Source organism: Limnobacter sp., from assembly GCF_043511195.1.
Taxonomy (GTDB): Bacteria; Pseudomonadota; Gammaproteobacteria; order Burkholderiales; family Burkholderiaceae_B; genus Limnobacter.
In genome coordinates this window covers 614176-627156 of sequence record NZ_CP121330.1, presented here as the reverse complement: position 1 = coordinate 627156, position 12981 = coordinate 614176, and the positions used below count along the sequence as shown (strand labels likewise).

Annotated in this window: 11 protein-coding genes; 5 read left to right on the top strand and 6 right to left on the bottom strand. The window is 53.2% G+C overall.

Translation table 11 applies throughout. The features are described 5' to 3' along the window. Positions 1-96: 96 nt before the first annotated feature. Complete coding sequence (locus P0D43_RS03025) at positions 97-1743, bottom strand: methyl-accepting chemotaxis protein (protein ID WP_394673207.1); 1647 nt, start codon at positions 1741-1743, stop codon at positions 97-99. 10 nt (positions 1744-1753) lie between these two features. Then, entirely contained in the window at positions 1754-2305 is a 552-nt protein-coding gene (locus P0D43_RS03020; RefSeq protein WP_341237024.1) for a hypothetical protein, read from the bottom strand. Between the two features lie 280 nt (positions 2306-2585). On the opposite strand from P0D43_RS03020, the gene P0D43_RS03015 reads away from it, so the two are divergent. The 3 genes from P0D43_RS03015 to P0D43_RS03005 all read left to right on the top strand — a co-directional run bounded on the left by P0D43_RS03015 (position 2586) and on the right by P0D43_RS03005 (position 6528). Continuing rightward, positions 2586-3167 carry a cytochrome P460 family protein gene (locus P0D43_RS03015; protein ID WP_341237023.1) on the top strand — a complete coding sequence of 194 codons (582 nt, stop codon included), beginning with the start codon at positions 2586-2588 and terminating at the stop codon, positions 3165-3167. A gap of 163 nt (positions 3168-3330) precedes the next feature. Beyond that, on the top strand, positions 3331-4236 hold the full coding sequence (locus tag P0D43_RS03010; RefSeq protein WP_394673206.1) for an MBL fold metallo-hydrolase: 906 nt from the start codon (positions 3331-3333) through the stop codon (positions 4234-4236). Between the two features lie 87 nt (positions 4237-4323). After that, positions 4324-6528: a CHASE domain-containing protein gene (locus tag P0D43_RS03005; protein ID WP_394673205.1), complete on the top strand. Its 2205-nt coding sequence runs from the start codon at positions 4324-4326 to the stop codon at positions 6526-6528. Here the strand turns inward: P0D43_RS03005 and P0D43_RS03000 are convergent. After that, positions 6511-6936, bottom strand: a complete 426-nt coding sequence (locus P0D43_RS03000) for a DUF6691 family protein (RefSeq protein ID WP_394673204.1) — start codon at positions 6934-6936, stop codon at positions 6511-6513. The two genes, P0D43_RS03005 and P0D43_RS03000, sit on opposite strands and share 18 nt — an antisense overlap. A gap of 13 nt (positions 6937-6949) precedes the next feature. Further along, positions 6950-7381, bottom strand: coding sequence for a YeeE/YedE family protein (locus tag P0D43_RS02995; RefSeq protein ID WP_394673203.1), 432 nt, complete (start codon positions 7379-7381; stop codon positions 6950-6952). 53 nt (positions 7382-7434) lie between these two features. Here P0D43_RS02995 and mnmC point away from each other — a divergent pair, with 53 nt between their 5' ends. After that, positions 7435-8586, top strand: a complete 1152-nt coding sequence (gene mnmC, locus P0D43_RS02990) for an FAD-dependent 5-carboxymethylaminomethyl-2-thiouridine(34) oxidoreductase MnmC (protein ID WP_341237019.1) — start codon at positions 7435-7437, stop codon at positions 8584-8586. A gap of 12 nt (positions 8587-8598) precedes the next feature. On the opposite strand, the gene P0D43_RS02985 is transcribed toward mnmC, so the two are convergent. Both P0D43_RS02985 and dprA read right to left on the bottom strand, forming a co-directional pair. Then, positions 8599-11157, bottom strand: coding sequence for a DNA topoisomerase III (locus P0D43_RS02985; protein WP_394673202.1), 2559 nt, complete (start codon positions 11155-11157; stop codon positions 8599-8601). A gap of 121 nt (positions 11158-11278) precedes the next feature. After that, a complete protein-coding gene (dprA, locus tag P0D43_RS02980) occupies positions 11279-12367 on the bottom strand; it encodes a DNA-processing protein DprA (protein WP_394673201.1) in 1089 nt (362 codons plus the stop codon). A gap of 95 nt (positions 12368-12462) precedes the next feature. Between dprA and def the strand changes: the two genes are divergently transcribed. Continuing rightward, positions 12463-12972, top strand: coding sequence for a peptide deformylase (def, locus tag P0D43_RS02975; RefSeq protein ID WP_159569301.1), 510 nt, complete (start codon positions 12463-12465; stop codon positions 12970-12972). Positions 12973-12981: the final 9 nt, after the last annotated feature.

Genomic DNA, 12981 nt, shown 5'->3' with positions numbered 1-12981 from the left:
CTGTAATACCCACCGAACTGAATTTTGGTTTCCGAGGTATTACTCAGTGTGACCGGTCACGCATTTGTCACATGTGTGGTCACACTGAAATCTGCCTCAGGTTTTGAAGTAAGACACTGCGCGTTGAAGGTCATCCGACATGCTTTCGACTTGTCGGGATTGGCCCTCAAGCCGAATACTTGCGTTTTTCAATTGCTCTGACAATGCCGAGATATCACTGACCCGTTCTGAGATATCCATGCTTGCAGCCTCTTGCTCCTTGGTGGAGTTGGCCACGGCTTGCGCATATCCAACCGATTGCTCAAAGTGCTGAACGATTTCTTGCAGGCCGCCCATCAATTTGTCGGCGTACTGCATGTTCTCGCTCATGTGCTCGCCCACCTGTTCAACCGATTTGTTTGATCGTTCGGAGTAAGTACAAATTTCGCCAATCAGGGTGCGAATTTCGTCGGTGGCAGTGGCAGTATTTTGTGCCAATGTACGTACTTCATCTGCCACCACAGCAAAACCTCGGCCTTGCTCACCCGCGCGAGCGGCTTCAATGGCAGCGTTCAATGCCAGCAAATTGGTCTGTTGGGCGATACCCTGTATCACCGACACAATGCCGTTGATGCGATCCGACCGCTCTACCAGTCCTGCAATTTCCTGAGTGGTGGTTTGCATTTGACCCGCCATGTCATTCATCTTGCCTTGCAGTGACTGCATCAGCGCCATGCCGTTCTTCGCGGTATCGGCCGACAGTTTGGCCTGAACTTCGGTTTTGTGTGCGTAGTCAGATATGGACTTGGCGCTTGCGCTCATTTGCTCCACGCTCACGGCCGTGGCGTTTGAACTGTCCGCCTGTTTTTCTGCAGAACCCGACAGGCCCGACGCCACGTTGACGAGTTCGCTTGACGCAGTTTTAAAAGTGCCGCAAGCCTGAGATACTTGGTTGATGATCTCCCGCAAGCGCACTTGCAACTGTTGCATGCCATCCATGAGCGAGCCTTTCTCGCAATTGGGTACCGATTGGATCAGGTTGCACTGTGCCATGGTGGCCACTACATTCAGTGCTTTGGCGGGTTCGCCACCAATTTGTTTGCGCAGCGACGATGCCACCAAACCCACGGTAATGCCGCACAACAAAACAATGGCCACGCAGACAATGCCAATTGTGACCAGTGCGCGTTGAAAGACAGCGTCGCCTTGGGCAACCGCTGCCGCCATGGTGCTTTTCACACTGGAGTTCAGCGCATTCATGGCGTTGTCAATTTGCTGCTCAAGGGGATCGCCTTCGCCAAGCAGCATCAGGGTTGCGGCCTGTACTTCACCCAACTCGGATTGTTCAATCACCTTTTGGTACACCGTGTGCAAGGCTGAGTTGTCCGTGTTGATGGTTTCGATCAGCCCGCGCGTTTCGCCTGCAGGTGCACTGGCCAGCATGCTTTGGCCCAGTAGACCGATTTCTGCATCCAGCGTCAGCATGCGGGATTTTGCCAGATCGAATCGCGCCTGCTCATCGGCAAGAATCACGTTTCTGGCCTCGCGGGCCAACAGGGCCGATTTGCTACCCAGGTTGGACACTTGTGTGAGCAAGGCGACCTGTTTCTCGGTGTTTTCCTGATTAAACCGGTTCAGCATGTGGATTTCATAAACAGCAAACACACTCAACGCCAGCAAGGCCGCAATGGGTATGGCCATGACAATACCCAGCCGAACATTCAGGCTGGTATTGATGATCTTGTTCATAAAGGTGGAAGACATAATTGATTGCTCATGGAAGGGCTTGAACATTCACGCCAATGGTTAACGTGCCAATGGCTTTGCCGCCATCCATCACAGGAACAGAAACTTGCGAGACCACAGTGCCAGAGCTTTCATCTTTCTTGGCGCGGGCAATGTAATCGTCGCCTTTGCCGTCGGCCCAGGCCTTCACAAACTTGGGCTCATCGCCTTGCCAGTAGTCCGAGGTCATGGCGCTAATGGCCACGTTGGCGCCTTGGTTGTCTGTCAAAATTGTTTCAGTGAAATATGGTTTGGCTTTTTCAGCAGCCAGCAGTGCTTTGGACACCGGGCTCTCCATCATGGCTTTGCCTTCGGGCAAACCGCCTGCTGCGGAAATCCATTTGCTGTCCATCGCCTTGATGGCGTCCAGCGTCAACCCTTTTCCGTTTTGGGCTTTTACAGCGGCAATGACCTCGGGCTTTGCTGCAATTGCTTTAATTTCGGGCAATACGTCGTTTGCAGTACCTGCAAACACCGCGCTGCCGGTCGTCAAGATCAGGGTGGCCAAGCTGGCCTTTGCGAAAGACTGGAATCGGTTCATTTGCTGTGCTCCATGCGATTGAGCTTGGGTCTCAATCAGTTGTTGGTTAAGTTTTTCCACCACAAGGGGGATGTAACTAGGTTAAGGATTTGATTCTCAATGCAATTCGTTGATAAGCAGCAGGAATAGGCTCTACTAAAATTCGTTGGTTCAAATGGGGGGGGGTGTAGGGTAAACCCTTGCATCTATCTACGGATTGACGCAACTGTTGCGTAGATCAAGCGTTGGCGCTATGTTTGAGCAGGTAACAACTGTTGCGCAAACAAAAAAAGGGGAAACAATGAAGAAATTAATGCTTGCTGCTTCTGCAGCTGTGGTTTTGGCGGGTTGTGCCGCTGGCGGCATGTTTGGCCCAGCCCCGAAAGACGGTGAACTGGCTCAGCCCACCGATTACAAATCCTGGCCTGTATTCCTTGCTGGAATCGAGAAGCCCACAGGCCACGTTCGTGACATTTACATTAACCCCACCGGCGCAGCGGCCAAGAAAGGCGAGACTTTTGCCAATGGCACAGTCAGCGTCATGGAAATTTACAAGGCCACCAAAACTGGCGACAAAATGACCAAGGCCGGCCTGGAAAAAGTGTTCGTGATGTACAAAGGCAACAACTGGGGCAGCACTGCACCAGAAGGCATGAAGACAGGTGACTGGGTATATGCGGCCTTCGAAGCGAACGGTCAGCCAGCCAAAGTGGACTACGCCACTTGCCGTGGTTGCCACCTGCCATTGGCTGACAAAGATTACATTTTCCACTACGACAAGTACTTTGACACACGCAAGAGCGCCCAGATTCTGGACGGCCATGCAGGCAAAGTAGCCATGTCCGTTGAAGAAGCCCATTTGGCTGCCTTGGTTACCAAGTAAGCTGTTTTCTTCAATACAATCGAAAAGCCACCCAAGTCGGGTGGCTTTTTTTTCGGGGTATTCCATGCGCGTATTGCGTCCAGCTCTGTATGTTTTGTGTGCACTTGTCTTTCTGGGTGTAGGCGCTTTGGTTTTTCTGTTGCGATCCCACCCAGCAGTTCCAATGTCGGCTTCATTGGAATCTACGCCTGCGGCAAACATACGTGCTTTGTTTTTAGGGACCTCGTCCATGGCTTGGACCGATGGAAGAAGCACTTGGTTGGTGGATGGCTTTTTTTCACGTCAACCCTTGAGCGAGGTTATTTTTACCCGCCTGAAGGTCGATGAAACCCAGGTCAGCGCGGTGGCCTCGGAAATGTTCAAACGCCTGAATATGCCCAGTACCTTGACTGGTATTGTGGTGGCGCACTCGCATTACGACCATTCCATGGACGCCCCATGGCTGGCCAAGCAGTACGGCGCGCGTGTTGTGGGTTCAGAATCCACCTGGCAAATTGCAAAGGGTCAAGATTTGCCTGCCACACAAATGGACGTGATGCCCGGCAACGGACGTGTCAAGCTGGGTGAATTTGAAGTTCAGCTGATTGAATCCGCTCACTCACCCACAGGTTTCACAGGCGGGTTCAATGCAAAGCCGGTGTTTTTACCCGCCCATGCCTTGCAGTTCAAAGAAGGAATCAGCTATTCATTTGTCGTGTCGCATCCCGACCTTGGTCCCGCACCATTCGCGCTGATTCAGCCCAGCGCCGGTTTTGTCCCAGGGCAGAACAAGGGTGTGAACGTGAAGCATGTTTTTTTGGGGACAGGAGGTTTGGGCAAATCAAGCGACGCCTACATTTCGGATTACTGGCAAGAAATGGTTGTGAACACCGGGGCCAAACAGGTTTACCTCATTCACTGGGATGATTTCACGCAACCCTTGATCAATCAGGGGCAATTGGCCAGCTTGAAACCGATGCCCAAATTGCTGGACGACTTCCAAAGATCCCTTGAATTGTTAAAGATGTTTTCAGAACGCGATGGCGTGACCCTTCATGTGTTGGATGCATGGAAATTGATCAATTTTTGATCACTGCCGTCTAAGTTTGCGTGCATACTAAAACCGCATGCAGTGTGGCATGTGTCATCATCGCCAGTCGCTGAGCTGTAAGCAAATATGTCAAATCAACGCGGTCTGCACACCGAAACCAACAAAAAGAACTTTGCGGATCTGTTTCACAACGAGGTCACGGCCTGGTTGGTGTTTGCGCTGTCAATTGTCATCACAGCGCTTGGCGGGTTGTTAGCTAGCCAGGCGATCGAGAAACGTGCCAACGATCGCTTTTCTTTCGAAGTTCGCGACGCCCAAGAGCGCATTCAGAACCGAATTAACCAGTATCAACAAATTTTGCGCGGCGGGGTCGCTTTTTTTGATGCCCACGCCAGTGTCAATCGAGCGCATTGGCACGCGTATGTTTCATCGCTCGATTTGCAAAATGAGCTACCGGGCGTGCAGGGATTCGCTTTTGCCGAACGCGTAAATCCTGACATGCTTGAGCAACATCAGCGTCAAATTCGTGCAGAGGGATATCCCGCCTATTCGGTTAGCCCTGCAGGCGATCGAGAAGTGTATTTTCCAATTACGTTGATTGAGCCATTTGAGGCGCGTAATCAGCGTGCATTTGGCTATGACATGTTTTCTGAACCTGTGCGCCGCGAGGCCATGCAGCGCGCCATGGATACCGGCCAACCCTCTGTGTCGGGGCTGGTGCAGTTAAAGCAGGGCGATGGGCGTAGCTCGTCCGCGGGTTTTCTGATCTATCTGCCCGTGTACAAGAAGGGTGCGGATTTGAGCTCGACCGATGCGCGTCGACAAGCGATTCGGGGGTTTGTGTATAGCCCCTTCTTTGCAGCCGACTTAATGCAAAACGTATTGGGCAATGAAAAGATTCCCTTGGAATTTCGGCTGTATGACACCGAGAAGATGGGGCAAGAATCGCTGATTTACGAATCGAAAACCGGATTTGCGTCTAGATCGGACTCCCAATTATTTGACCATACTCATTCAGCCACTGTACCGATAATGCTGTCAGGCAGAACCTGGACAGCGCGTTTTGAAAGTACCCCCGACTTTGATCGGGATGTTCACAATTCACTGCCCAACCTGATTCTGTTGGCGGGTGGCATCATCGGCATACTGCTGTTTTTCACCATTTATGCCTTGGTGCAACAACGCAGGCGCCAAAACGCAAGCAAGGCGAAAAGTCAGTTTCTCGCCAACATGAGCCACGAGATTCGAACCCCGCTCAATGCGATTCTCGGGTTCAATTCACTGCTTGCCGAGCAGGTGAAAGACCCGCAATCCACAGTGTATGTGAAGCAGGTTCAGGAGGCCTCGGAACAATTGCTGGGCATGGTCGAAGATGTGCTCAGTTTCTCGCAGATTGAAGCGGGCTCCATCAGGATTGAGAACACTGAATTTGATTTGCATGAGAGAGTTCGCAAAACCCTGCGCCTGTTTACCGCAAAAGCACAACACAAAGGTTTGAGTCTGGAGTTGGACATTGATGCGATGACGCCTGTGTTGGTGAAAGGCGACCCGGCTCGTTATGGTCAAGTGTTGTCCAACTTGTTGAATAATGCGATCAAGTTTTCTGACAGCGGTACAGTTCGAGTGAAAGTGAAGGCCGACCGACTGGATACTCAAGAAGCTGTGATTCGCACGGAAGTGCACGATGAAGGAATCGGTTTTGATGTCAACGATTTCGAACGCCTTACTCGTCCATTTGAACAAGCGGACAACACGGCCGCCCGCCGATTCGGTGGCAGTGGTTTGGGCTTGGCCATTTGTAAACGGTTAACCGAGTTAATGGGTGGTGAACTGTTTGTGGCCTCTGTTCCGCAGGCAGGCAGTGTGTTTGGGTTTACGCTTCGCGTTCAAGCGGTTCATGCCAATGCAGGTAGCGCTGCTGTTACATTGAATCAAGAAGCTGTCTCTCTCAAGGGCTATAAAATTCTGGTGGTTGAGGACAACAAACTGAATCAGCACGTGGTCAAAGCCTTGCTCTCGAAAATGCAGGCCGAGGTGGTGCTGGTGGACAATGGACAAATGGCCATAGAGGCAGTTGTTGGTGACTCGTCAATTGATTTGGTGTTGATGGATATTCACATGCCCGTGATGAACGGGATTGATGCTGCAATTGCCATTCGACAATTGCCCGGCCCGGCCAGCCGATTACCGATTGTGGCTTTGACCGCCGGGGCACTTCAGGAAAATGAACAGGTCTGCATCGACGCGGGCATGTATGCCTTTTTGACCAAACCCGTGGACGTTTCAAAATTGCGCCAGGTGTTGGCCAGTCAATTACTGATCACGCACTGAAAACGCAAACATGCCCGCCAACATGGCAGCGATAAAAATCAAACCATCGGTGGTCAAGCTGGCTGCAGCCACCACTGCAGGGCCAGGGCAAAAGCCACCTATGCCCCAACCTGCGCCAAACAGCACCGCCCCGATCAACAGTTTTTTGTCGATTTGCGCGTTGTTGGGTAAATTCATGGGCAAACCCATCAGGCTTTTCTTCAAGCGCTTGGCCAGTAAAAACCCGGGCAAACCCAAGGCAATTGCACCCCCCATCACAAACATCAGCGAGGGATCCCAAGGCCTGGCAAGATCCAGAAAACCAATGACCTTGGCGGGGTTGGCCATGCCTGAAATGATGAGGCCCCAACCGAAAACCAAACCGGCCAGGCCGCTGATCAATGCAAAACGTATGTGCGTGCTGTTCATCGCATCGATTCCCTTAAATGGCATGCATAACCACAGAAGCAACGACAAAGCCGGTGGCCATGAACAAGCCGGTGGCTGCCAGTGAACGTGGCGACAAACGTGACAGTCCGCAAACCCCGTGCCCGCTTGTACAGCCTGACCCCAACCGCGTGCCATAACCCACTAACAAGCCGGCAATAATCAAGGCCACAGTGCCCCGGGGGCTTTCAAATTCAAAGTCTCCCACCACGGTCTGGTATAGCCACGGCGCGGCCACCATGCCCAACACAAAGGTAAGTCGCCACAGCGTTTCACCACGTTGTGGTGTCAACAGCCCCCCCACGATGCCACTGATACCGGCCACCCGACCTGTTAGCAAAATCAGCATGACCGCAGACAGGCCGATCAGCAGCCCGCCAAACAAGGCTGGATACGGTGTAAAGGCCTCCCAATTGACAGTAAACATCGCGTACCTGACTAAATATGATTGATCGCTCATATTATCATGTGCAAAAAATAATGACCAGCAGGGTCGTGGGTTACAATGCGGCGTCTGTCTTGTTGCAACACAACCCCATGTCTTCCTCGGAAACAGCTTCCCAAGCCTTGTTTGATGCGCCCCAACCGCCCTCCACGGTTGCAGTAATTGGTGCGGGCATTGCTGGCAGCAGCGTGGCGCTAGCGCTGTGTAAACAGGGCGTGCAGGTGCACCTATATGATTTGGCCAACGGCCCGGCGGCGGGGGCTTCTGGCAACTGGGTGGGGGCGTTTCATCCGCACATTACTCGTGGCGACTCACCTTTGTCGCAATTGACTCGTTTGGGGTTTGATCACACCTTGCAAGCGCTCAAGGATTTGACCGCGCAAGATTTGCTTGAAAAAGGCACAGATTGGGACACTCCTGGGCATTTACAAACCGTGCCACCTGAAGAGGCTGACCGTGCACGAGAAACGCTTCAGTTGTTAAATTTTCCACACACCCTGGTGCGTTGGGTGCAGCCCGATGAATTGTTACCCACTGCCTTGGGTGGTCTGTTTTTTCCGCAGGGCGGCTGGGTGAAACCCGCACGTTGGGTAGAGGCCAACTTGCAGGCGTGTGGCGAATTGCTTCACACGCATTACAACACTACGGTAACTGACATCAGGTCTTTGCAAGCGCAGCACTCAGCGGTGGTGGTGTGTGTGGCTGAAAATGCACTTGAACTGGCACCAATCCCTGGTGCCAGAGCGAACACCGTAAAAGGGCAAATCAGCAAACTGCGGTGCGCTGCAAAACCGGGCGTGGTGTTGTCGGGTGAAAGTTATGCCATTGCCCCAGCAGCCGACGATTGGTTGGTGCTAGGGGCTACCTATGAGCGGCCTGTGCTGCACATGAACCCCACAGCAGAGGCCGACGAGTTGAACATTGCCCGGTTCAAAGCGGCATTTCCTGAGTTGCCACTTGGCGACTTGCTCGATCACCGTTGCGCAGTGCGATCAGTTTGGCACGACCGCCTGCCCGCCATTGGCCCAGTACCGCACATGCCGGGCGTGTACATGAGCACAGGATTCGGATCGCGAGGTTTGTTGTGGGCGGCGTTGGGTGGGGCGATTGTGGCTGGCCACTGCATGGGTCAGCCGCTTGAGTCGAAACTGTTGGGAAAAATTACGCCCCGCGCTGCGAAGGCGTAATTCTAATCAAACTCAAGACGTTTCTTTGGTGGCCTTGGGCTTGGCTTTTGCCGCAGGTTTGGCTGCCGCTTTGCCTTTGGTTGCACCAGGTTTTTTCTCGGCTTTCGCTTCAAATTCAAAACCGATTGCACCGTCGGGTTTTTTCACCAAAAATGCCTTGAATGCACGGCGTGTTTTTGATGACACAAAGCGGGTCAACAAATCCGTTTTGCCGTCGAGCAGCAGTTTTTCCATTTGTTCACGGTCAATGGGCTGCTGCAAAATGACTTTGCCTGAACGGAAGTCGCAGCTTTTGTTTGGCCCAACCGATTTCTCGCACACATAGCTGGTGGCTTGCTCGTACACATTCGAGGCGCATTTGGGGCAAGGACCCAGCCGCGTTTCACCGGAAAAATCAACCGGCTCGCCGTTGACGTCGTCTTTGGCCTGTCCGAAATCGAACTCAAGCTTGTGTTCGTCATTGAGCTTCAGCACGGCGGCAAAGGGGCGGCCCATTTTGCTACGGAAGCCGTCGAGCATCGGCAGCTCGCGGTCTTGCAACAGCTTTTCTACTTCTGCCACTTCAAACTGGCGTCCACCCGGTACTTTCGAAATCGAGAATTCGCATTTTGTGCAGGCAAAGCGGCGGTAGTTTTCTTTCACCACGCTGCCGCAATTCGGGCAAGGCGTAACCAGTGTGGCGTAGTCGCCTGGAATCGTTTCTTCGGTGTAGTTCTTCGCGCGATCCACAATGTTCTGCGTAATCTTTGCGATTTCCTGCATGAACTGCTCACGCGACAACTCGCCCTTTTCCATCAGGGAAAGCTTGTACTCCCATTCCCCGGTCAATTCTGGCATGGTCAGTTCTTCAACATCCAGACCGCGCAGCAGCGTGAGCAACTGGAATGCCTTGGCGGTGGGCACCAGTGCGCGTTCTTCTCGCACCAGGTATTTTTCGTTGATCAAACCTTCAATGGTCGCTGCACGGGTGGCGGGTGTGCCCAAACCTTTGGTACCCATGGCGTCGCGCAGCTCATCGTCGTCTACCAGTTTGCCCGCGCCTTCCATGGCGGAAAGCAACGTGGCTTCGCTGTAGCGTGCGGGTGGCTTGGTGCTCAGTGTGTGTACATCAATTTCGTCAGTGCTGACTTTTTCACCGGCATCAACAGCCACCAGGCTGTCATCTCCAGCCGCTGCGGCGGCACGGCCATAAATGGCCAGCCAACCTGGCTTCACCAGCACCTTGCCTTCCGTTTTGAAGGGATGCGTTTCCACGGTGGTAATGCGCGTTGTGACATTGAATTCCGCTGGCGGGAAAAACACTGCCAGGAAACGCTTCACCACCAAATCGTACAACTTGGCTTCAGGCTCACTCAGGTTTTTCGGCACTTGCAGGGTTGGAATAATCGCAAAGTGATCTGAAATCTTGCTGTTGTCGAATACACGCTTGTTGGGCTTCACCCAGTTATTTTTCAGAATTTGTTCGCAGAACTGACCATAAGCGCCGGCGATGTGGCCGTGGTCCAAACCCACAAAGCTTTTCAGGGTTTGGTTGACCGTGCCGATGTAATCTTCGGGCAATGCCTTTGAATCGGTACGCGGGTAGGTCAGTACCTTGTGCTTCTCATACAAGGCCTGGGCCAGCCCCAAGGTATTTTTTGCTGAAAAACCGAAGCGGCTGTTGGCCTCGCGCTGCAGGCTGGTCAAATCGAACAGCTGCGGTGCAATTTGCGTGGTGGGCTTGCTTTCTTCTACAACCGTACCGGGCTTGCCATCACAAGCCGCCACAATGGCTTTCGCCTTTGCTTCATCCCAAAGGCGGTCGGCGCGCTGTTCAGGGTCTTCTGCTTTTTTAAAGTCGCGGTCAAACCACTTGCCTTCATAGGCACCGGCCTGCGCGCCAAAACTGGCCCGAATTTCAAAGTAAGTGCGTGGCACAAACTTGCGAATTTTTTCTTCGCGTTCTACAACAATGGTCAGGGTGGGGGTTTGCACACGGCCCACTGTGGTCAGGTAAAAACCACCTTCCTTGCTGTTAAATGCAGTCATGGCGCGCGTGCCATTGATGCCCACCAGCCAGTCGGCTTCCGAGCGGCAACGTGCAGCGTCGGCCAGCGGCATCATGTCGGCGTCGCTGCGCAAGCTTGAAAAGGCTTGTCGAATGGCCGCGGGCGTCATGGATTGCAGCCACAGGCGTTCAACAGGCTTGCTGCTCTTGGCATATTGCGCAATCAGGCGGAAAATCAATTCGCCTTCTCGCCCCGCGTCACACGCGTTGATCAGGCCAACAACGTCTTTGCGTTTAATCAGTTTGTTCAGCACCTTCAGGCGCGATTCTGTTTTCGCGATCGGGTTCAGATCAAAGTGTGTGGGCAGCACCGGCAAATTGGCAAAACTCCATTTGCCGCGTTTCACTTCAAATTCGTCAGGTGCCTTGATTTCCACCAAATGACCCACGGCCGAGGAAAGCACGTACTCGTCACTTTCGAAGTAATCGTCGTGTTTGGTAAACCCACCCAGCGAGCGCGCAATGTCTGCGGCCACAGAGGGTTTTTCCGCGATGATCAGTTTTTTTTGGTTTTCGCTACTCAATTGGTCCAACTCGTCGGTGTGTGTAATTTCAAGGCCTTGTGCGCCGAAGTGTAAGTGTCAGTCCTCCAACAAATCAAGGCTTTCTCTAGAATCTTCAATTCAGGTGTTGCAACAGCCTTTTTTAAAATACACCATTTGAGCGCACCCAACGGTTGCCGCTCTCACCCAATACAAGACCCAACAGCTCCAGTTCGGTCAGTGCCGCCAAAGTTGTTTCGGTGTCCAAACCCAATTGTTGGGCCAGCGAGTCTGAATGTGCCGGTTCGTGGCCAAGGCACTGAAGCACGCGGCTGAGTTCCTCGTCCAGTTCCATGTCAGTGTCCATGCTGCAGTTCATTGTAGTGTGGCAATCGTTGTCATCTTCTTGCAACATGGCGGTAATTTTGAACACTGGCAGGCTGGCTTGTACTTCATCCAGTAACTCCTGGGCGGTTTCTATCAGCATGGCACCTTTTTTGATCATGTCATGGCAGCCTTTGCTTTGACTGCTGTGAATCGAGCCCGGAATGGCGCCCACGGTACGGCCCAGCTCACTGGCCACCCGGGCCGTGATCAGCGAACCGGAACGCATCGCCGCTTCGACCACCAGCAAGCCATCGGCAAGGCCAGCGATAATCCGGTTTCGGCGGGGAAAGAAACCTGCCTGCGGTGCAGTTCCCGGTGGGTACTCTGAAAGCACCAGGCCGCCTTGCGCAACGATTTGCTGTTTTAAACCCGCGTGGTGCGGGGGGTACACCTCGTCGGGTCCGCACCCCAGTACCGCAATTGTGGCGCCTGTTGCTTCCAGTGCGCCCGTGTGCGCGGCGCCGTCAATACCCTCGGCCAGGCCGCTCACCACCACCCAGTGCGCTTTTGCAAATGCCTTGCCAAAGCCATGCGCATGGCCCAATCCCGTGCGGGTGGCATTTCTGCTGCCCACAATGGCAACCCCACGGGCGCTGAGCAGTTCCCGCCGACCTTCGCCGAACAGCACAAGCGGCGGGTCTTTGAGTGCGAGCAGGCTTTGCGGATAATCGTGGCAGTGAATACCGACCCAGAAACGTTTGTTGCTTTGCAGCAACCAAGTGCAGGCCAATGCATGCCAAAGCCGAACCGCCTCGCACGGCACGGGTAAACTGTGGCTTGGGCCCTGTTGGGCTAATTCGTAGCGGGCGCGTGCTTTGATGGTGGTGTTGTAGGCCAGGTTCATGGCCACGAGCAGCTCACCCATGCAACAGACCATGCAACAAGTGATGGAATTTGCGAACTATTTTTGCCACAGAAGGTATATCCTTTTAGTGTTGACTGTGAAGGTTTTTTGAAAGCATGGCTTTACTCCCAATTTTGCGTTATCCGGATCCGCGCCTGAAAACGGTTGCCACCCCTGTCACCCAGTTTGATGACGCGCTTGTCAAGCTGACCAAAGACATGGCAGAAACCATGTACGACGCCCCAGGCGTAGGCTTGGCCGCGACGCAGGTGAACGTGCACAAACGAATCATCGTGATTGATGTGACCGACGACAAATCGGGCTTGACCGTGTTCATCAACCCGGAAATCACCAGCGCCAGCAAGGAATGCAAGGTGTACGAAGAAGGTTGTTTGTCTGTGCCGGGCATTTACGAGAAGGTTGAGCGCCCCGACACTGTGAAGGTGCGCGCCCAAAACGTGAAGGGCGAATGGTTTGAAATCGATTGCGACGAACTGCTCGCGGTTTGTATTCAGCATGAAATTGACCACCTGAATGGCAAGGTGTTTGTGGAATACCTGTCGCAGCTGAAACAAACCCGCATCAAAACCAAGATGAAGAAGCAAGACAAGCTTCAAACCGCTTGATCAACCAAC